Below are 19,990 nucleotides of genomic sequence, written 5' to 3'. Positions count from 1 at the left end.
ACTATTAGTGCATGTCTTCTTTTTTTGGCTTTTTGCCGCCACCAAACATTCTGGGTTGATTGTCGATATCTTCAACTTCTTCGTCGTTTGATTCCTCTGCCGGTGTGTGCTCGTGATCTGGATCAAGACCTTTGCCATGGCTGATGTCTTCATCAACCTCGGCATGAGCAAGGGCGTCGGTATCATTTTCGTCATCTTCATGAAGCATCGAATCTTCGGTTAAGCCTAAAAGACGATTTGCTTCAGCCTCGAGATCTGAGTTTTCAGTCGAGAATTGAACATAGACGGTGTTTTTGCCGAATTCGACATCCTTCCAAGAGTACGGAAAGTCCACGTCGCCCTCGGTTTCATAAAATTCCGTCATCATGGCTCCAGCCGCATCCACGCAAAGATGAATTTTTTCGACAGCGTCTTGTTCTTCTGCTGGATTGTAATTTGTTGAAATTTCAAAGTTTGCGGCAGCAAGGCGTCCATCTTCAAGAACGCTAATGCGAAGCGTTATTTCTTCTGGGTAGATGCGCCCTTCTACTGACAACTTAGAATTTGATATTTTTTCAGAGAAGTTTTCGATGAAAACGGTTTTGATTTGATCTGCGTACTCCGTCGGGAAATTCGTCCATTTTTTGGATGATTTTAATCTTGGTTTCATTGGAGATTCTCCCTTATCTAAAATCGCTGGCATTGACAGTTTTAAGACCCTCCTCTATAACTCAAAGGCTTTATTGACACAAGAGGTAATCGCTTGGAAAACATGAATCAAAATCCAAATCAAAATGAAAACTTAAGTGGACCATTTACGCCCTTCATAAACTCCGATATTGGCCAGGGACGTGGGGTTTGGGTATCGACTTATGGTTGTCAAATGAACGTGAACGACTCTGAGCGTATCTATTCGTTGATGGAGATGGCTAACTTCAGACCCGTTGATAAGCCCGAAGACGCTTCTGTTATTATTATCAACGCTTGCTCAATTCGTGAGAAACCAGTTCATAAAGTTTATTCCGAAGTTGGAATCTATAAAAAGTTGAAAGATGCAAACCCCGAACTACGTATTGGTGTTGGGGGCTGCGTAGGTCAGCAAGAAAAAGAAAATTTAATTAAAAATCAACCCATCATAGATTTTGTTTTTGGAACAGATAATATCGATTCTGTACCTCAAATCGTTGCAGATGTGATGGGTAGAACTAAAGCTCGATTAGTGAATGCAAAGTTTGAACACCGAGCACCCTATCACGTCGAAACACTGGTTAGAAATCCGGGAGTGTCCACTTTTGTGAACGTGACAAAGGGCTGCGATAACTTTTGTACCTTTTGTGTAGTGCCCTACACACGTGGTCGAGAGAAATCTCGACCGATTGAACATGTCTTGACCGATATTCGCCACCTAAACAAAAGAGGCGTTAAAGAAGTGACTTTACTTGGTCAAAACGTCAATTCTTATGAGTGTGGTACAACAAATGCAGATTTTGCTGATCTTTTACAAAGAGTGGCGAAAGAGACCGATATTGAAAGAATTCGTTTTACCACATCACATCCGAAAGATTTTGATCAAAAACTTGTGGATGTGATGTATGCGAATCAACCAAAAGTTTGCGAATACATCCACTTACCTTTTCAAAGTGGAAATTCTCGGATCTTGAATCTTATGAATCGCGGATATACGCGCGAGCAGTATCTTGAGAAAATTGCTATGATTAAAAAAGCTATTCCAAATGTATGTCTTTCTACAGATATCATTGTCGGTTTTCCAGGAGAAACAGAAGAGGAGTTTCAAGATACGGTTTCTTTAGTTCAAGAAGTCGGTTTTGAAACAATTTTTGCGTTTATGTATTCGCCTCGTCCTTTCACTAAAGCTGCTAAAATGGATGGACAGGTTCCCGAGGCTGTTAAAAATGAAAGACTCAATCGTTTGTTTGATGTTCACAACAAGATGGCCTTTGAAATTGTAAAACGCTATGAAGGTCAAATCATCCCTATTTTGGTCGAAGAAGCCAAAGAAGATGGTAAGGTTGTTGGGCGATCTTCTTCGAACAAGTTGACATATTTCGATGGATCACCAGATTTAATTGGTAAAACCGTGCCTGTGCGAATTACGAAGGCATTTCCAGCAGTACTACGCGGAGAAATTGTTAACTAATGAAAGATATGTTTAATATGAATCCCTCAGGGGGGCAGATTTTTTTTCAAAGCCAAGATCATGAAGAAGAAGTTTTTCATGAACGGGATTTGATTCGACTTTTCCCTTATGGTCTTAACTTAACGTCTGATATGGCTCGGCCTTTTTTGCTGATGCGGGATGAAACTCACGAACACACCTTGCCAGTGGCTGTGAATCCGCTTGAAGCTGGCATCACTTTGAATCAGTCTACCAAATCAGTGACTCCTTCAACACCACATCGTTTTTCCGCCCATTTGTTAGAGTCTCTGGGGATTAAAATTCAGCAGTGTGTGTTCGTTGAAATTAAGGGTGTTCATCAGTATGTGCGCTTGTATTTAAGTGGTCATCCTCTAACCAATTCTATTAAGGTTCAGGCAGACGAGGCGATGTCGCTTTGTCTTTATTTAGAAGTTCCAATTTTTGCGACCAAAGCCTTTATTTCAAAGAGCCGTGTCTTAAGTGCAAACCTCGAGCAGCAAATGAAGTCAATTCCAGCTTTAACAGATGCGGCAAATTTTGGTGGCCGAGGAACGGTACATTAATGAACTCAAATCAAATTATTTCGGTTCGTGGTTTCGAACCTCAAATTGGCAAAGAAGTTTTTATTGCTGACAATGCCCGTGTTATTGGAGCCGTTGTTTTGGGAGATCGATCCACAGTCTGGTATAATGTCACGATTCGCGGTGATGTGATGCCAATTGAAATTGGATCAGAAACGAATGTTCAAGACGGAGCGGTTATTCATGGCACCTTTGGTAAAGCGGGCGTGCGAATTGGTCATAGGGTTACAATTGGTCATTTGGCTATGCTTCACGGGTGCTCGATTGGGGATCGATGTTTGATTGGCATGAGTTCAACGATTATGGATCAGGCTGAAATCGGCGAACAGTCCATTGTTGCTGCGGGTTCGGTGGTGACTCAAGGAAGTGTTTTTCCTCCTCGAAGTTTGATTATGGGTTCGCCGGCAAAAGTCAAACGAACCTTAACCGATGAAGAAATCCAATTCCTTGATAAATCGGCGGACAATTATCTTTTATACAAAACCTGGTACGAATAAGCGTAACATAAGAGTTAATCATGCATTTGCTAATAACGGTCTAGTTAGGTGATTCTTCTAGACCGTTTTTTATTTTCCGAGCCAAAATAGAGGGACCATCCCCCTGCAAGGAGAGATTTGTGAGAGTCGATTCCAGCGTCCCTTTGGCTTTAACATTTGATGATATTTTATTGATTCCACAATATTCAGAAGTAGTTCCTTCAGATGTTATTCCCCGCAGTTTTTTTGCGAAGGATTTGTATCTTAATGCGCCTTTAATTTCAGCGGCCATGGATACGGTGACCGAAAATCGCTTGGCTCGAGTGATGGCGCAATTGGGGGGCTTGGGCATTATTCATAAAAATATGTCTATTCAGCAACAAGCCCTTGAAGTCGAAAAAGTAAAAAAATACGAAAGTGGAATGATTTTGGATCCAATTACGCTGGGTCCTTCACACTTAGTCAGTGATGCTTTGCAAATGATGCAAAAATTTTCAATTAGTGGAGTTCCCATTACAGTAGATGGTCAGCTCGTTGGAATTTTAACTAATCGAGACTTACGATTCGAAGAAAATTTTGCACAGCCTATTTCGAATTTGATGACCAAAGATAAACTGGTCACAGCCAAAATTGGTACCACATTGGATGAAGCAAAAAAAATTCTGCAAAAGCATCGAATTGAAAAGCTTCCCGTTGTAGATGATCAAGGACGTTTAAAGGGTTTAATTACGATTAAAGATATTGAAAAGGCAAAAACCTATCCGCAGGCGACAAAAGACAAGCATGGTCGACTTATGGTTGGGGCGGCTGTAGGAGTTGGTGCTGATTCGAAAGATCGAGCTTTGGCATTGGTTCAATCCGGCGTTGATGTCTTGTGTGTGGATACGGCGCATGGGCATTCAAAGAATGTCATTGAAATGGTCAAGTGGATTTCGAGTCAATTCAAAGATGTTATTGTGGTTGCTGGTAACGTTGTGACCGTCGAGGCTTGCCAAGCTTTATACAGTGCAGGTGCTGATGTTGTGAAAGTTGGCGTTGGACCTGGTAGTATCTGTACGACTCGTGTGGTTGCGGGCGTAGGAATGCCGCAGATATCCGCTGTGATAGATTGCTCTCGGTTTGCAAAGTCACTTGGTAAGACCATTATTGCTGACGGTGGAATAAAGTATTCTGGTGATGTGGTTAAGGCACTGGCTCTAGGAGGGAACTCCGTTATGGTAGGAAACCTTTTGGCGGGCACCGAAGAGGCGCCTGGTGAAACTATTTTATTCCAAGGCCGCACTTACAAACTTTATCGAGGAATGGGAAGTTTAGGAGCAATGGCTGAAGGATCTAAGGATCGTTATGCCCAATTTGATATTGAGGATGAAAAGCTTGTGCCCGAGGGAATCGAGGGACGAGTTCCTTATAAAGGTAGTACTTCAGGTGTGGTTCATCAGTTACTGGGGGGACTCCGCAGTGGAATGGGTTATCTGGGTGCTTCTAATATTGATGAGCTTCAACAAAAAGCACGATTTGTTCAAATCACATCTGCTGGGTTGCGCGAATCGCATGTTCATGACGTGAGTATTTATAAAGAAGCTCCTAATTATCGAATGGATTCCTAAAAATGCGCGGTTTTATAATTTTAGATTTTGGATCTCAGTTTACCCAGTTGATCGCTAGAAGACTGCGCGAGTTGGGTTTTTATAGTGAAATACATCCTTTTCATTTAAGTGATGATAAGATTCAGTCCTTAAAGCCATTGGGTATCATTTTAAGTGGAGGCCCGAACTCTGTTTACGAGTCCGAAAGTCCGCAGCGAGACGTTAAAAAGTTATTGGCTATTGCACCTGTGATGGGTGTTTGTTACGGCATGCAGTTGCTTTCCGCTCAATTAGGTGGGGTGGTAGAAAAAGCAGATCACCGAGAATATGGTTTGCAAAAGGTTTTTTGGAAGAAAGCACTTAGAAATATTCCGGCTCAGCAAAATGTATGGATGTCCCATGGTGATGTTGTCAAAAAAGTGCCTTCAGGGTTTTCAGTAGTTGCTGAGTCCGAGTCGGGGCACATCGCTTCTTTTTTGGGAGAGCGCTGTTTTGCTGTCCAGTTTCATCCTGAGGTTGCTCATACCGATCATGGCCAAGACGTGATTTCTTATTTTGCTGAACAGATGTGTAAAGCCTTGCCAACATGGAAGCCTGCTTCATTTAAGAAAGTGATTGCTGAAAAAATTTTGGCGCAAGTTGGTCCGCAGGATCATGTTTTAATGGGCTTAAGTGGCGGCGTTGATTCTACTGTTGTTGCGACATTGTTGTCTGAGGTTCTAGGGGCCGAACGGGTTCATTGTATTTTTGTCAATAATGGACTATTAAGGAAGAATGAATACGATGAAGTTTTAGAGAGCTATCGAAGAGTCGGTTTAAATGTTCAAGGTGTTGATGCCGAACAGTCATTTCTAAGCGCGCTTGTGGGAGTTACGGACCCTGAAAAAAAACGAAAGACAATTGGAAAGCTGTTTATTGAGGTATTCGAACAGAGTATGCCTCAAGATCCAAGGATTAAGTGGTTAGCTCAGGGAACGCTTTATCCCGATGTGATTGAATCCGTCTCTTCAGTGGGGGGGAGTGTAACCATTAAATCCCATCATAATGTGGGTGGCCTTCCCGAAAAGATGAAGCTTAAATTGTTAGAGCCGGTACGCGAATTATTTAAAGACGAAGTGCGCGAACTTGGTAAAGAGCTTGGATTGCCTCATCATATGTTATGGAGACATCCATTTCCCGGGCCTGGCCTTGCCGTGCGAATTTTGGGTGAAGTGTCTTCTGAAAAATTAGAAATTTTGAAGGCTGCAGATCAAGTATTTATACAAGAGCTAAGACGGGCGGGGATTTACGATAAAATTTGGCAGGCTTTTTGTGTGCTACTCCCAGTTCGAAGTGTGGGTGTACAAGGAGATTCTCGTAGTTACTCTTACGTGTTGTCTTTGCGAGCTGTTACATCAGTGGATGGTATGACGGCTGATTGGTATCCTTTTGAAATGTCATTTTTAAGGCATGTCAGTAATCTGATTACGAACCAAGTGCCAAGCGTAAATAGAGTTGTTTATGATATAACCAGTAAGCCACCGGCAACGATAGAGTGGGAGTAAGTTAAGGGCGGGACGTAAACGCGTCCCAATCTTCGAGGTTGTATTTTTTGAAAATGCTTTTTAAAGTTCCTTTTTTTCGTTCCTTAACAATCCAGTTTGATAGGACCTTATCGAACTCCTGAAGATCCTTTCGCGAATTTAAGCTTGCTAGATGTATGCTGGAAAATCCAGCAATCGATGTTGGTTGAATGCGGACATCTGGGAAGTCTTTAGATTCTGCTTTAAGTAGATTATATTCGCCAATACCGAAGCGGGCTCGTTTAATCTTAATTAATTTCAAAAGGCGTTTTATCGAGTCCGTACCGGTAAGGATAGAGACCTTAGATTTTTCCGCCTGAATTTCAATGTCACTTATAATTTTTGAGGTTTCTTCGCCGAGATCGGCAACAACGACGGTCGCCATTTTAAGTTCAGAGATATCTGTAAAGTGAAAGGCATCATCTTTATGAGTCGCAAGTCCGGCTAACGAAAAGCCAAGAGTCGCTTGAGATGCAATAATATCAGACTCATATCTAAATGAAAATAATGGTAAAATAGCGCTATCTATCTGTTTTAAACGCAGACTTTGCAGCAACCTAGAGTTTGGAATATCGCGGATTTGGATGTCTACTTTTTGAATTTTTGAAATAGATTCGAGAATTTCAACAATGTAGCCATGCCATTTTCCTTCATCATTTAAACAGGCATAAGGGCACACTGCAGACACCCCAACGATGAGGGGTGCTTTCTTTGTTTCGTCTTTTGCAATAGCATGACTGCTAATACTGAAATTGATGATAAAAATTAGAAAAGTGTTTTTAATTCTCTTTTCCATTGTTCCTTATTCTTTGACCATGGTTTTACAAATGATTCAGGCATAGAGCCCATCCAGCCATTATAAAGATGATATGTTTCTGCTGTCACAGGAAATGTCGGAATTAGAACTTTCCTAGGAATTTTCTTTCCATCAAGATAATCAAGACCTAGTTTCATAGACTGTCTTCCGATTTCAGCGCAAAATTGAGCCGTGTCGATTTTAGTGATTTTTTTATTTTTAATATTTTCGATGGACTCGGGGTCTCCATCAACGGTTGCATGAACAACCTCATTTCGATCTGACTTATGAAGGCTTTCAACAAAGGAAATGCCACCCCCATCGTTGACCGAGAAGACCACGTGAATGCTCCCTTTTATGGGGAATTCTTTTAACATTTTTTGGGCTGCCTTTTTACCACCTTCAGGTTCTACGGCTTCGTAGCGAGCTACTATTTGGAAACTCCTACCCGCAGATTTTAGAGTTTCTAAAAAACCATCAACTCTTTCAATTGTTGACGATACTCTAGGATATTCAAGAAGAACGATGCTGAGTTTAAGGTCCGACGGAAATAACGAATGGATATATTCAGCGTTTAGTTTGCCAGCTTGATAATTATCCGATGTCACATAAGAGAGTAGTTCTCCTCCGGAAATGTATTGATCAAAAGCGATGACAGGTATTTTTTTTGCATTTGCTTGTTTAAGACTTGAAGTAAGGCTGGCATTGTCGGTGGGCTGTATAATGATTAAATCAGGTTTTAACTCTAGGGTTTCCTTGAATTGCTTGATTTGATTTCGTATTCCATTTTTCCCATCACCAGCAGTTCGGATAATGAGTTCGATTTTTTCATCTGGACTTTTCTGGTTGTGGTGTTGATGGGCCTCTTCCAGGCCATTTCTCATCGCTATTTGGCCCTCTATAGTTTGACTCCATAAAAGTGCCACGACTTTTTTACCTGAGGTGGCCCATGCATGACTGTTCAAGCTAGATATTAATACAACGAATAGGAGATGTAGCAGTTTCATAGAGCATAGTTAAACATACTTTAGTCCTACCCCCAACATAAGTTTTTGTAATCAAAATATGAACCTAACCTCTAATTGTAATATTCTCCGTTCGGATAAGTAAGTTCTTACTACGAAGGTCGAGTTAGAAATCTCAAAATGAGACTAGCCTTTAAGAATTGAATTTAATTTATGTAATCGGCTCTTATCGAGCACATAAAAGCCGATATTAACTAAGATTCATGGGATTATTAAAACGCTTTTTCATCTCGAATTTGATTATCTTGGTTTCTGTCGTGGTTGTCATGACAGGTTTAGGTTTCTATTCCTTGCAGTCGACCATTAAAGAATACGCATTTTCTCGCATAGAATATGTCACAAGCGCGAAGGCCAACGAGATTGAAAAATTCTTTTCTCAAAAAAAATTGATCGTAGATATTATCGGTGAAACAGAGCGGATAAAAAAATTTGTAACAACTAATGATATTCGAGGATTAGAATCTAGTGTTGATGCACTTCTAAGCAAGTCAGATTCTTTTGATCTTTTGTTGATGAACCCTAAGGGGGAAATTCTTTACAGCCACCAGGGCGTCTTTTCGGGCGGAGAGCGTCTTGCTGAGGATCCAAGCAGTCGAAAGCTAGCAGAGATTCTAAGCTGGTCCCAACGTCAACTCGAGCCACATGTCTTGCTTCTTGATTTCGAAAAGTTCGGTCGCTACGACGATAAAGAGGTGATGTTTATTTCTCGACCTCTTTTTGTCAACGGTAAGGTTGTATCCACGGTTGTTTTGGTATACTCATTAGAGCAATTTCATCGCTTTGTAAAAAGAGAGCTAAGCAAAAACATTCAAGATCTTGGTCCCAGCGGCGGAATAACTATCTTCGGTGAAGATTCGATGATTCGTTCGACAAGTCGAGACGCCGGAGCTCTGGTGTCTGAGATGAATCCTGATGGTATCCGGGCTGTCGAAGAAAAACAACGTAACAGTGAGTTCTTTGAATCAAAATCTGGCGACTCGTATTTCAAGTCGACGACTTTGGCACGTTTACCAGATGGGCTTGTTTGGTATATTGAAGTTTCTGTTCTGCAAAAAGATGTATTCCGTGGGATGTATCACTTATTTGCTGGATTTATTCTAGTCATGTTTACTGTCATTTCTGTGGTTTCGCTATTGAGCTATTACGGAAACCTGAAGATCATTCGTCCACTTTATGATGTCATTGATAGTATTAAAATATTAGGGACAACTGAAAAGCCCGAAAAATTAGCTATCACTGATTCCTATGAACTTGGGTATCTGATTAAAAACTATAATGAGTTGGTAGATCGATTGCAGTGGACTCAGCTTTCAAGAAACTATTTCGAGGGTATTTTAGAAAGCATTAACGAATTTGTTTTCATTGTTGAGAGAGAATTAGATGATTCTGGGGGCGCTCGATTCTATGTTAAACAAGTCAATAAATCAATTTGCGAGGCGTTTAAAATCGGGCGCTATGACCTGGTTGGTAACGATTTGCGTGATTTCTTAATGCTTGAAAGCACTCAATTCGAGCAATTTATTCAAGGTGAAGCAGATAATTTTGTCGAGGGGCAGCTTCTTATTTTAGGGACTTCATTGCCAGTTATAGTGAAACCATCGCAAGTACGTTCTGTTGGTGAAAAAAATTACGTTATCTTATGTCACGATATTAGCCTACAAAAACAGCAGCAGTTTGCGCTTGTACGCGCTAAAGAGGAGGCAGTAAAAGCCTCGCAGGCAAAAAGTGACTTCCTTGCGAAGATGTCCCATGAAATAAGAACGCCATTGAATGTTATCGTCGGAATGTCTGATATCTTGAAAACCTCCCCTGATGTTCCCGAAGATAAAAAGGAAATGGTCAGAATCCTGTCCAGTGCCAGTGAAAATCTTTTAGCTCTTATAAATGACATTTTAGATTTATCAAAAATCGAGGCTCAGGAAATAAAAGTCGAAAGTATTCCTACGAATATTGTTCGCCTTATCAATGAAGTTGTTGATATTTTGAAAGTCAAAGCTGAACCTAAAGGGCTTCAGATGAATTTCATCTTTGATAGCGATCGCTTAAAGCCTTGCTATTTAGATCCCACCCGTCTGCGACAAATTGTCTTTAATCTAGTTGGCAATGCTGTAAAGTTTACGGAAAAGGGTAGTATTGATATTGTTGTAAGTTCGTATGGCGATGACCAAAATGAATTGCTATTTGAGGTTCGAGATTCGGGGATTGGCATCCCGCGAGAAAGCCAAGGAATGTTGTTCAGAAGTTTCGTGCAGGCAGACGGTTCGATATCAAGAAAGTTTGGTGGGACGGGGCTTGGCTTGGCGATTTCTAAAAACTTAGTAGAACTTATGGGTGGGAAAATTTGGCTGCAAAGCGAGCCAGGTGTTGGCACAAGCTTCTTCTTTACCCTCCCTTATAAGCAAGTAGAAGGCGAAAAACTGAAAGCCTTTTCGGCTCAAGAAGTTGAAAGTCCGGCCAAAGTCATAGACTTAAGCTCGAAACGAAAATTTAGAATTTTAGTGGCAGATGATACTGAAGATAATCGTGTTTTGCTGAAGGCTTATCTTAAAGGTATGCCTGTTGACGTAGTTGAAGCCGAAAATGGTCTTGAGGCAGTAAACTTAATTAAGTCTGGTCAGAGGTTTGATCTTGTGTTTATCGATATTCAGATGCCGGTGATGGATGGTTATACCGCTACTCGGGCAATCCGTAATTTTGAAAAGGAAAATGGGATATCAAGAACCCCGATACTAGCTTTATCTGCGAATGCGATGTTAGAAGATTTTGAGAAGTCAAAAAATATGGACTGTGATGCGCACTTAACTAAACCAATTCGTCGCAACGAGGTTGTTAATGCCATCACAAAGTTTGCGGCTTAAGGTAGGTGATGCATGTCTCTCATATTAGTTATAGATGACGATGTAGATATGATTGAACTGACTAAAAAATATTTAGCCAGCGAGGGGTATCAAATTATCGCTGTGACAAGTCCTTTCGATGCAGAGGAGGTCATGGAAAAGTACCGAATCAATCTTGCGTTGGTTGATATCAATATGCCAATGAAAAATGGCTATGACTTTGTTGCTCAGTTAAAACGTTCGGTTCGCAATCGATTTGTACCTATTGTTTTTATGTCGGGTAGATCCGAGAAGAAAGACATTGAACGAGCTTTAAAGTTAGATGTTGAAGGATATATAGTTAAACCTTTTTCTAAAGATACTTTGTTGGAAAAAGTGAAGTCGGTTTTAAAAAATACAGGATCCAATCAACCAGCGATAGAAAGTGTTGATCTCTCCAGTAAAAATATTGTTGGAACAGTCAAGTTGGAGTATCCCATTAGAGTGACCTCTATTACAGAGATTGGGATCACGATTTCATCCCAAGTCGATATTGGTGAGGTTGGCAAAGACTTGGAGAACTCAGTTGAAATTGTAGCTCCTATTTGGGCGGTTGTTGGTATATCCCCAGTTCCGTTGAAAGTTGTTAATAAAGTGAAATTGAGCTCGGGCGGTTTTGAGTTGTCATTGCTATTTAAAAAGATTTCTCCGGAGGATGTCGATCGACTTCGCCTTTGGATAAGAAAGAGCCTTTAAGATGGGTGAGAAGAAGATTGCCCCAGTAGAGAGTTTAATTATAGTAGATGATGAGACAGATATGTTAAATCTGTACCGCCATTTTTTTCGTCGAGAAACATCGTTGGGTAATTTTCATCTTTTGTGTTTTACGTCTGGAAAAGAATGCCTTGATTACTTGTTGTTATATCCTCAAGAAGGGGCCTCAACATTGATCATTAGTGATATCAATATGCCCGAAATGTCAGGGTTTGATCTGTTAGAACGGCTAAAACAAATGGATCCGAATATGTCAGTCTGGATAGCCTCAGCCTACAGTGGTGATGAGTATAAAAAGAAAGCTATAAATGGTGGTGCTGAAGGTTATTTTGAAAAGCCTATTGATTTTAAATTACTGAAAGCTGCGATCGCGCTGAGAGTGAAATAATATGTTGGCTTTGATTGCATTTCTTGTAATTTTTCAGCAGGTTTGTGCGGTCGTAGCTTTCAAGTATTCAACGAATGCTTCAAAGACCTTTTGGATTAATTCGGTATTTCAGAGCACTGTTTTTTTGGGGGCAATCTCGCTGTTAATCTATGGGAATATTTTTATTTTCGAAAATATTGCTAGCCTTATTTTTGCCGAGGTGTTCTTCTTTACAGTCGGCTATATTTATCATCAAGAATTGATTAAAGTAATTCACTTAAGAAGTAAACTCAACGAGCTGCAGATGGTCGTTGATAGCTTTCCAGGAGCTATCGCATTGAAACATAATTCTTCCGAATTTATTGTTGCAAGTAAATGCGGTGAAGAAAGCGTTAAGGAAGTTTTAAGCCAAAGTCCATTAAAAATCGTTCTTCAAGATTCCGATGGGATGTATGCGGATGTAAATATATGCAGAATAATTCAGGTGAAAGATCAAAGGTGGGTCTATGGAATTGTATCAGCCTCCCAAGGTGCGGACAGATTTTTAATTTATTTGGTTCCGATCGATAACATAGCAGAGATTGTTAGGTCGGGGCATGTTGATGATAGCCATAACCTTCAGGGCGACTCGAACGAAGATTTTGCTGGAGCATATGCCGGACTTATAAGTGGATTAAGTCACGAGCTTAACAATTTGGTTACGATTATTTCGGCAAGATCATTTCAAGGACAAATGCTTTTAAATAAATCAGCTTCGTTGGGAAAACAGGATTCTTTGGAAAAGATTTTTTCTTCGATATTGAAAGAAGGAGAGCGACTCAAACAGGTAGTGCAGAGTTTTAGAAAATTTGGTGAGGCGCGATTTGATGAAACTAGTAAGAACATTAATCTTGGTGAAGTAATTGCAGAAATGAGTTTGTTTTTCGAGGTTCGTTTGCGAAATTATGGTGTCGGTCTGATTGTCGATCAAAACTTTCGGAAAATTGAACTTAAATTGCGGCCTGGTTCATTCGAGCTTGCATTTTTTGATGTCTTTTTCCGGGTAATAAAAATAGCTGTACGTCTGCCCGAGGCAAAAATTGTGTTAAATTGGATTGAGCAGACTGATCGGCTAGGCGTGGCCATAGCTATCCAATCCGGCGGCTTTGTATCTAAAGATGAAAGTGTTTTTCGGGCACTTGAGGCTCAGCTTCCGCAAGCATTGGCTTTAGCATTGAAAAAGAATGATATTGAGGTCTCAACACTCGATTTTCCAGAGGGCGCCTACCTTTTCTTCTCGTTGCCGCGTAGTGTTCTAAGTATGAAAAAATCTGCTTAGTTTGTAGTATCTGGGGATGTCATTTGTTCATCTCCACGTACACTCTGAATACTCCCTTCTTGAAGCGGCGTGTCGCATTAAGAAAATTGCAAAAAAAGCCGCAGAATACCAGATGCCCGCAGTTGCCTTGACTGACAACGGGAATATGTTTGGTGCTGTAGAGTTTTACTTCGCCTGTAAGGACAATAACGTTAAACCTATTTTGGGATTAGACGCCTATTTGGCGCCAGGATCGCGTTTTGATAAAAAGCAAGATCGCGATCAAGTTCAAGTGGGTCCAAAACGTTTAGTTTTGTTAGCTCAAAATACCGAGGGATATCGAGAGCTCTGCAAAATTTCAACTATTGGATATCAAGAGGGTTTCTATTGGAAGCCACGAATCGATTATGATGTTTTAAAAGAGTATAATAAAAATCTTATCTGTCTAAGTGGAGGTTTAAGGGGAGAAGTTGCTGATACTTTTCTTCGAGAAGGTGCCGATGCCGCCCTTGAAAAAATTCGACATTTAAAAGAAATTTTCGATGATCGTTTTTACCTTGAAGTTTGTCGTACAGGTGTTCCTGAGTGGGATCGTATTAACAAATTTATGTTAGAAGCCTCTAAGATTACTGGTGTTCCGTGTGTAGCAGGGAATGATGTTCATTATATCACCCCCGACGATCAGTTGGCGCAAGAGGTTTTGGTATGTATTGGTTCGAACAAAACTTTGGGAGACGAAAGTCGATTTAAATTAGGTTCATCAGAGTTTTATCTTAAGAGTCCAGAGAAAATGAGAACACTCTTTTCGGATCTCCCGGAGCTTTGTGATCGAACTTTGGAAATTGCGGATCGCTGCGATGTTAAATTCAAACTTAAAGACGAAGCGGGAAAGCCAATATATCACTTGCCTACCTTTCCCACACGAGATGGGCGATCTTTGAAAGAAGAAATCGCAGAGACTTCGATGGCAGGGCTTCTTGAACGATTTGTGGAGGCTCAAGAGCGTGGCGAGGCTGTTCCTGAAGAGAAAAAACCCGAATACTTTAAGCGTTTGGAATACGAATTAGGGATCATTGATAAGATGGGCTTTAACGGTTATTTTTTGATCGTTCAAGATTTCATCAATTGGGCGAAGGGTAATGATATTCCAGTTGGGCCTGGTCGAGGTTCCGGTGCTGGTTCTTTAGTGGCTTATTCTTTAAGAATCACGGATTTAGATCCTTTGCCAAACTTTCTACTCTTCGAACGTTTCTTAAATCCGGAACGTATATCGATGCCCGATTTTGATATCGATTTCTGTCAGGACCGAAGACAAGAGGTTATTGCCTATGTAACTCAGAAGTACGGCCAAGAATCAGTTTCGCAAATTATTACCTACGGTAAGTTGCAAGCAAAGCTTGCAATTAAAGACGTCGGTCGTGTGTTAGGCATGACCTTCGGAGAAGTTGATGTTGTCACGAAATTGATGCCGGAAAAGCTGGGCATAACGATTAAAGAAGCTTTAGAAACTGAACCAAGACTTACTGAAATGATGGAGATGAATCCCACGGTAGCAACCTTGATGGATTTGGCTCAACGAATCGAAGGTATGGTTCGACACGCCGGAATTCACGCGGCTGGGGTTATTATCGCGGACGGGCAGCTGGTTCGGCATGCACCTCTTTACAAAGGCGCGGATGGCGAGCAGGTCGTTCAATACGACATGAAACATGCCGAGAAAATTGGTCTGATTAAGTTCGACTTTCTTGGTTTGAAGACATTGACTCATATTAATTATGCTTTGAAGTTAATAAAGAAGAATCGCGGGCAAAGTGTTCAAGCAAAAATGATTCCGATGAATGATACTGCCACTTTCGAGATGATGTCTCGAGGGGATACGGCTGGGGTGTTTCAGTTCGAAGGTGAGGGGATCACAGATGCGACTCGTAAAATAAGGCCCTCTAGCTTTGGTGATATTACGGCGATCACATCACTTTATCGGCCAGGTCCAATGGCTAATATTCCTGACTTTACTGATCGTAAGCACGGTAAAAAACCAGTTGAATTTTTATTGGAAGATACACGAGAGGTTCTTTCGGAAACCTACGGGATTATGGTTTACCAAGAGCAAGTTATGGGTATCGCATCTAAAATTGCGGGATACTCATTGGGTGAAGCAGATATGCTTCGTCGAGCTATGGGTAAAAAAATTAAAGAAGAGATGGATAGGCATCGCGAGCGGTTCATGCAGGGGGCGGTTGCCCGAGGCCATGATGCTAAACGTTCGGAAGAGCTCTTCGATTTGATGTACAAGTTTGCCGATTATGGATTTAACAAATCCCATGCGGCTGCTTATTCTGTTGTTACTTTACAAACGGCTTGGCTGAAATGCCATTATCCTGCCGAATTCTTTGCGGCCCTTCTTTCAACGGAATTATCTGATACGGATAAGATCGTTAAGTACTCTAAAGATGCGGCTAAAAGAGGTCTCGTTGTTCGGTCTCCTAATGTGAACTATTCGGATTACTTATTCGATGCTAGAGGAGAAGAAATATTCTTTGGTTTGGGTGCTATTAAAGGAGTGGGTCAGGGAGCTGTCGAGTCGATTATTGAAGCTCGAGAGAAATTACCGAATAAAAAGTTTTCAAGCCTTGATGAGTTTTTTAACTCAATTGATTTACGACGAGTAAATAAAAAAGTTGTCGAATGCCTTATTAAGTCGGGTGCATTAGAAGACTTCGGTGTGCACCGTGCACAGTTGATGGCTGGATATCAAAAATATTTAGACCGAGCGTTGGGGTTGCAGAAAGAGAAGGAGTTAGGGCAAGCTTCTCTTTTTGATTTGGCACCAAGTTCTTCAGAGAACAAAGTCGTGCTGGATAGTGTGGCTCCGTGGTCAAGAACAGCCGCATTGGCCTATGAAAAAGAAGTTTTAGGTTTTTATCTTAGTGATCATCCGTTGAAGGGATTTGACAATTTGATGAAAATTTGGACTTCGGCTACCATCGCAGATTTACCTGCTTACAATCAGCGTATCGAAAATGAAAAAGCGGCTCAAGGAGCCCCGGCTGCACCGGCGAAGAAAATGGATTGGAAGACGGCCCGTGAAGCCGGTAAGACGAAGGTCACTGTTGCGGGACTCATTAGTGAGATGCGAGAGTTGATTACAAAAAAAGGTACTCGGATGGCCTTTGCCAAGGTTGAAGATTTAACCGGATCTTGCGAATTGGTCGTCTTTCCTGAAGCATATAAACGTCATGAGATGGATCTGCGAGATGAACGTCCTGTTTTAATTGCTGGTTCATTGGAAGTTGAGGATGGTGTCCCCAAAATCATGGTCGATTCAATTTCACCTTTAGAGGAAAACCTTAAAAAGACTAAGGGTATTGTAATTAAGTTAGAGTCGGTCGATATCGGGATGTATCATTCTCTGTTTGAGGTGTTGAAGTCATTTAATGGGGCCGTACCAATTCAGATTGAACTAAATTTAGCTGAAGTCGAGAGACGAGTTGTTCTGGATTGTCCAGATATACCGGGTATTCGAGTTTGTAATGAGTTATTTGAAAGTATACACTCTTTAACTGGAACAACTGATTTTATGGAGATTCGCGCATGACAAAAATGATTTTGGTATCGATATTGACGGTGCTTGCCAGTGTAGTTTTGGCTTGGGGGCAAGTTGGCTCGTCGAATGAGCCTGTTTTGATTCGTTTACAAGTTCAAAGCCGTATCCCCGTTGGAAAAATTCAGGCTTTGAAAGAGGCCTTACAGTTGCAGTTTTCGAATATTAAAGATCTAAAAGAACGAGAGATCGCCGTCGGCTTATATTCTTTCGAAGGGAAAACTGCTGGCTCGTTGGAGCAATTGAAGAAAACGGCTGAAGCTTTTCTTTTTGAGTCGATGCCTGTGAAGAGTGTTGTCGTGGAAGATAATAACAATCTGCTGATTAAGTTTTAAAGGAGTTAGGAAAGTGATTAATAAAATTAAAACAGGGATCGTTTTGATTGTTTCGCTATTTCTAGTTGTAGCCTGCTCTTCATTGCAGAGACGTGGGGCCGTAGAAGGCACTGCACTGCAAAGGCAGATTCGCGACGAATCTTTGGTGAGTGCAGAGTCCAGTTCTGCACCTCGGAAAAGAGTTCTGGTTTTGCCATTCTTGGATGATTCGGATCGTCGTCCGAGTTCTCTTCGGGATAAAGCCGAGCAGGCCCTTATTCAAGATTTGAATCGGTCGGGACAGATTTTAGCCTTTGATTCTGCAACCCTTAAAACTGACTACTCAAAGTTAATTGTAAATAACCAGTACAAACTATCTGACTTGGGTAAGATGGCGGCTCCATTGGGATTTAATGCAATCATTGAGGCTAAAATCGTTGATATTCGTATTAAAAGAAAAGGGGATTCAATCGGAGTTGTTCGAAACCTTAAGACTGAATTTGAAATCGTTGGACAAGTGCGGGTTTTAAATATTCGTCGAGATAAAGAGGTCTTCAATACAATTAAAACAGTGACGATTGAAGATGCTAATGTTCGCGTCGCCGAGCGAGTCGAGACAGACCGATTTATTGAGAGCAATCCTAGAATGATTGAAATTTTAGTGAAAGATGCATTTTTAGATTTCTCTCCTCAAATTTTATCATCCCTAGATCAAGTTGAGTGGCAAGGCCGCATTGCTGCCATCAATGGTGACAGAATCTATCTTAATGTTGGGAAAGCCTCAGGCTTGATAGTTGGCGATCTGTTAAAGGTGATGGAAGATGGTGATGATGTTTATGACCCCGAAAGTGGATCTCATATCGGCAAGGTGCAGGGGCGTTTAAAGGGCACTCTCGAAGTGATCTCTTATTTTGGATCCGATGGGGCCATAGCTGTTATTCATAGTGGCGGTGGCTTTAAAGAGAATGATCGTGTTGAAATTTATCAATAAAAAAACCGAGCCTAGTGCTCGGTTTTTTTATTTATCGTTCTTGTTGAAAGTAGGGAACTTCAATAATTGAACGAAGTCCTTGCCGGGCTGTTATTGCCGAAATAACCGATCTGAGTCCATTGATCGTTTTTCCTTTGCTTCCTAGGATTTGCCCTAGAACCCGCTGTGAGCAGTCTATTTTGTAAACTGTAGTGCGGTCTCCGTTGAAGTAGGTCACAGTGATATCATCAGGAAAATCCACAAGGTCTTTAACCAAGCGTTCGAGCGTGTCTCTGGTGGAATCACGAATGATTTTGCGTTCATCTTCAGTCGTAGGCTTTGTCACTTCTGTGTTATTCATTGGCTCCGTCTTTATCATTTTGAAGATTTCAATTTTTTTAGCTTCATTCATTTTTTTTGCGCCTCACACGTTCTTTATTATCGTAATTTTTGATAAAAAGTGGATACCCCCTGGACCTCTTAATGATGCGAAATTGTTGCTCAATAATTGGAACACATGTTTCCTTTTTTTTGAGAAACGCATTGCACAAACAAAAAGCTTTTGCAAAGTTTCACTAAAATAGATAGATTCATCGCCTGTCTGTGGTCTCTTGGCGTAGTTGGTAGCGCGTTCCCTTGACATGGGAAAGGTCACTGGTTCGAGTCCAGTAGAGACCACCATCTTTCTTCTTTAAATCATCTACAATTTATATCTAAATACTTGATATTCAAGGCGTTCTCCCTTGGGGAAAATACATTTTTTCTCAATTCTTCAAATTCAATTAAACGACATTTAAGACATGAAATGACTCGTGAACTTGTACTACTCCTGTACTACCGAGCTTTTAACCGCTTTTTGATATTCAAACATAAATTTCAATTTGAACAACTTTTAGACTCAAAAAAATTGGGTCTTCATTAGCTATTTATCTGGGGGCAGCATGGAAAATTTAGGCGAATTAAAATCAATTTCTGCAGGTCAATTTTTGAAAGATCTTCGTATTAAATCAGGTCTTTCGCAACTTCATCTATCAAAGCAAATGGGCTATTCAACGCCGCAATTCGTGAGTAATTGGGAACGTGGTGTTTCTGAGCCACCAGGTAAATCGATCAAAAAACTCGCAAAAGTATTGAATCACGATGAGTCCGATCTGCGTCGGGTTCTGGCAAATTTCTTGATTCGAAAAAAGACGGCTCAAATCAAAAGACAGTTCAAAATTAAATAGTTCAGGGGATCATCATGAAGTACATCCAGATTCTCAACATGGACGAATTCAACCCGCGAAAAGACCGAAAGAAGCACTCTTGGTTTCGCGTTGATAATACAATAATGTTCTCAAGAAAGCTCCACGGCCTCACTGCTTCGCAGAAATGGCTTTGGATCTGCATCCTATCATTAGCATCAAATGATCAAAGGGATTGGATCGAATTAGATCTTGAGTACCTTTGTGATCATGTAGGGGACACTTCTAAAAGTATTCTGTCAGCAATTGAGCATTTCAAAAATAAAGAAATGATCGCGGTTTCCACGGAAAAACCAACTGGTTACCACTCGGTTACCGATCGGGAACCAACTGGTTACCACTCGGTTACCGATCGGGAACCAAGCGGTAACCAACCGGACGCCAGTGGTAACCAAGCGGTGTCAACTGGTATCACTACAGACGGACAGACAGACGGACGTACAT

18 protein-coding genes and 1 tRNA gene are annotated in these 19,990 nt (G+C 41.0%); 15 read left to right on the top strand and 4 right to left on the bottom strand.

Features of this window, described 5'->3' with window-relative positions:
• Positions 1 to 4 precede the first annotated feature (4 nt).
• Positions 5 to 649, bottom strand: a complete 645-nt coding sequence (locus tag AC04MN_RS14815; RefSeq protein WP_475383991.1) for a hypothetical protein — start codon at positions 647 to 649, stop codon at positions 5 to 7.
• A gap of 102 nt (positions 650 to 751) precedes the next feature.
• On the opposite strand from AC04MN_RS14815, the gene miaB reads away from it, so the two are divergent.
• The 5 genes from miaB (at position 752) to guaA (ending at position 6,324) form a co-directional block, all read left to right on the top strand.
• On the top strand, positions 752 to 2,137 hold the full coding sequence (miaB, locus tag AC04MN_RS14810; RefSeq protein WP_475384145.1) for a tRNA (N6-isopentenyl adenosine(37)-C2)-methylthiotransferase MiaB: 1,386 nt from the start codon (positions 752 to 754) through the stop codon (positions 2,135 to 2,137).
• Positions 2,137 to 2,700, top strand: a complete 564-nt coding sequence (locus AC04MN_RS14805) for a bifunctional nuclease domain-containing protein (protein WP_475383990.1) — start codon at positions 2,137 to 2,139, stop codon at positions 2,698 to 2,700. Before miaB ends, AC04MN_RS14805 begins: the two co-directional genes overlap by 1 nt.
• On the top strand, positions 2,700 to 3,215 hold the full coding sequence (locus tag AC04MN_RS14800) for a gamma carbonic anhydrase family protein (RefSeq protein ID WP_475383989.1): 516 nt from the start codon (positions 2,700 to 2,702) through the stop codon (positions 3,213 to 3,215). Before AC04MN_RS14805 ends, AC04MN_RS14800 begins: the two co-directional genes overlap by 1 nt.
• Before the next feature lie 119 nt (positions 3,216 to 3,334).
• Positions 3,335 to 4,801 carry an IMP dehydrogenase gene (gene guaB / locus AC04MN_RS14795; protein WP_475383988.1) on the top strand — a complete coding sequence of 489 codons (1,467 nt, stop codon included), beginning with the start codon at positions 3,335 to 3,337 and terminating at the stop codon, positions 4,799 to 4,801.
• Between the two features lie 2 nt (positions 4,802 to 4,803).
• Complete coding sequence (gene guaA / locus AC04MN_RS14790; protein WP_475383987.1) at positions 4,804 to 6,324, top strand: glutamine-hydrolyzing GMP synthase; 1,521 nt, start codon at positions 4,804 to 4,806, stop codon at positions 6,322 to 6,324.
• A 1-nt stretch (position 6,325) separates the two neighbouring features.
• Here guaA and AC04MN_RS14785 read toward each other — a convergent pair whose 3' ends face one another.
• Positions 6,326 to 7,138 carry a substrate-binding periplasmic protein gene (locus AC04MN_RS14785; protein ID WP_475383986.1) on the bottom strand — a complete coding sequence of 271 codons (813 nt, stop codon included), beginning with the start codon at positions 7,136 to 7,138 and terminating at the stop codon, positions 6,326 to 6,328.
• Positions 7,108 to 8,145 (bottom strand): sugar ABC transporter substrate-binding protein, encoded by a 1,038-nt coding sequence (locus AC04MN_RS14780; RefSeq protein WP_475383985.1) that lies wholly within the window; start codon positions 8,143 to 8,145, stop codon positions 7,108 to 7,110. Before AC04MN_RS14780 ends, AC04MN_RS14785 begins: the two co-directional genes overlap by 31 nt.
• A 221-nt stretch (positions 8,146 to 8,366) precedes the next feature.
• Between AC04MN_RS14780 and AC04MN_RS14775 the strand changes: the two genes are divergently transcribed.
• Genes AC04MN_RS14775 through AC04MN_RS14745 form a run of 7 tightly spaced genes read left to right on the top strand, consistent with a single transcriptional unit; the run spans position 8,367 to position 18,323 of the window.
• Positions 8,367 to 11,021 carry an ATP-binding protein gene (locus AC04MN_RS14775; RefSeq protein WP_475383984.1) on the top strand — a complete coding sequence of 885 codons (2,655 nt, stop codon included), beginning with the start codon at positions 8,367 to 8,369 and terminating at the stop codon, positions 11,019 to 11,021.
• Between the two features lie 12 nt (positions 11,022 to 11,033).
• Positions 11,034 to 11,735, top strand: coding sequence for a response regulator (locus AC04MN_RS14770; RefSeq protein WP_475383983.1), 702 nt, complete (start codon positions 11,034 to 11,036; stop codon positions 11,733 to 11,735).
• A gap of 1 nt (position 11,736) precedes the next feature.
• On the top strand, positions 11,737 to 12,141 hold the full coding sequence (locus AC04MN_RS14765) for a response regulator (RefSeq protein WP_475383982.1): 405 nt from the start codon (positions 11,737 to 11,739) through the stop codon (positions 12,139 to 12,141).
• A 1-nt stretch (position 12,142) separates the two neighbouring features.
• A complete protein-coding gene (locus AC04MN_RS14760; protein WP_475383981.1) occupies positions 12,143 to 13,438 on the top strand; it encodes a hypothetical protein in 1,296 nt (431 codons plus the stop codon).
• A 16-nt stretch (positions 13,439 to 13,454) separates the two neighbouring features.
• On the top strand, positions 13,455 to 17,012 hold the full coding sequence (gene dnaE / locus AC04MN_RS14755; protein WP_475383980.1) for a DNA polymerase III subunit alpha: 3,558 nt from the start codon (positions 13,455 to 13,457) through the stop codon (positions 17,010 to 17,012).
• Positions 17,009 to 17,353 carry a hypothetical protein gene (locus tag AC04MN_RS14750; RefSeq protein ID WP_475383979.1) on the top strand — a complete coding sequence of 115 codons (345 nt, stop codon included), beginning with the start codon at positions 17,009 to 17,011 and terminating at the stop codon, positions 17,351 to 17,353. Before dnaE ends, AC04MN_RS14750 begins: the two co-directional genes overlap by 4 nt.
• A 13-nt stretch (positions 17,354 to 17,366) precedes the next feature.
• On the top strand, positions 17,367 to 18,323 hold the full coding sequence (locus tag AC04MN_RS14745; protein WP_475383978.1) for a hypothetical protein: 957 nt from the start codon (positions 17,367 to 17,369) through the stop codon (positions 18,321 to 18,323).
• 31 nt (positions 18,324 to 18,354) lie between these two features.
• On the opposite strand, the gene AC04MN_RS14740 is transcribed toward AC04MN_RS14745, so the two are convergent.
• Positions 18,355 to 18,714, bottom strand: coding sequence for a KH domain-containing protein (locus AC04MN_RS14740; protein WP_475383977.1), 360 nt, complete (start codon positions 18,712 to 18,714; stop codon positions 18,355 to 18,357).
• Between the two features lie 193 nt (positions 18,715 to 18,907).
• Here AC04MN_RS14740 and AC04MN_RS14735 point away from each other — a divergent pair.
• The 3 genes from AC04MN_RS14735 to AC04MN_RS14725 all read left to right on the top strand — a co-directional run.
• A tRNA-Val gene (locus tag AC04MN_RS14735) sits at positions 18,908 to 18,983 on the top strand.
• Positions 18,984 to 19,243: 260 nt separating this feature from the next.
• On the top strand, positions 19,244 to 19,528 hold the full coding sequence (locus AC04MN_RS14730; protein WP_475383976.1) for a helix-turn-helix domain-containing protein: 285 nt from the start codon (positions 19,244 to 19,246) through the stop codon (positions 19,526 to 19,528).
• Between the two features lie 14 nt (positions 19,529 to 19,542).
• Positions 19,543 to 19,990 (top strand): hypothetical protein (locus AC04MN_RS14725; protein WP_475383975.1); only part of this gene is annotated, 448 nt, incomplete at its 3' end.

It is taken from the genome of Bdellovibrio sp. ZFWA1, assembly GCF_056175665.1.
This window is presented reverse-complemented; position numbering and strand designations above follow the sequence as displayed.

Excerpts from the sequence above, each read along its gene's own strand:
- AC04MN_RS14740 (WP_475383977.1), bottom strand. The coding sequence starts at position 18,714 with ATGAATGAAGCTAAAAAAATTGAAATCTTCAAAATGATAAAGACGGAG.
- miaB (WP_475384145.1), top strand. The coding sequence starts at position 752 with ATGAATCAAAATCCAAATCAAAATGAAAACTTAAGTGGACCATTTACG.
- dnaE (WP_475383980.1), top strand. The coding sequence starts at position 13,455 with ATGTCATTTGTTCATCTCCACGTACACTCTGAATACTCCCTTCTTGAA.
- AC04MN_RS14815 (WP_475383991.1), bottom strand. The coding sequence starts at position 649 with ATGAAACCAAGATTAAAATCATCCAAAAAATGGACGAATTTCCCGACG.
- AC04MN_RS14775 (WP_475383984.1), top strand. The coding sequence starts at position 8,367 with ATGGGATTATTAAAACGCTTTTTCATCTCGAATTTGATTATCTTGGTT.
- AC04MN_RS14760 (WP_475383981.1), top strand. The coding sequence starts at position 12,143 with ATGTTGGCTTTGATTGCATTTCTTGTAATTTTTCAGCAGGTTTGTGCG.
- AC04MN_RS14730 (WP_475383976.1), top strand. The coding sequence starts at position 19,244 with ATGGAAAATTTAGGCGAATTAAAATCAATTTCTGCAGGTCAATTTTTG.
- guaA (WP_475383987.1), top strand. The coding sequence starts at position 4,804 with ATGCGCGGTTTTATAATTTTAGATTTTGGATCTCAGTTTACCCAGTTG.
- AC04MN_RS14780 (WP_475383985.1), bottom strand. The coding sequence starts at position 8,145 with ATGAAACTGCTACATCTCCTATTCGTTGTATTAATATCTAGCTTGAAC.
- AC04MN_RS14750 (WP_475383979.1), top strand. The coding sequence starts at position 17,009 with ATGACAAAAATGATTTTGGTATCGATATTGACGGTGCTTGCCAGTGTA.
- AC04MN_RS14805 (WP_475383990.1), top strand. The coding sequence starts at position 2,137 with ATGAAAGATATGTTTAATATGAATCCCTCAGGGGGGCAGATTTTTTTT.
- AC04MN_RS14800 (WP_475383989.1), top strand. The coding sequence starts at position 2,700 with ATGAACTCAAATCAAATTATTTCGGTTCGTGGTTTCGAACCTCAAATT.
- AC04MN_RS14770 (WP_475383983.1), top strand. The coding sequence starts at position 11,034 with ATGTCTCTCATATTAGTTATAGATGACGATGTAGATATGATTGAACTG.
- AC04MN_RS14765 (WP_475383982.1), top strand. The coding sequence starts at position 11,737 with ATGGGTGAGAAGAAGATTGCCCCAGTAGAGAGTTTAATTATAGTAGAT.
- AC04MN_RS14785 (WP_475383986.1), bottom strand. The coding sequence starts at position 7,138 with ATGGAAAAGAGAATTAAAAACACTTTTCTAATTTTTATCATCAATTTC.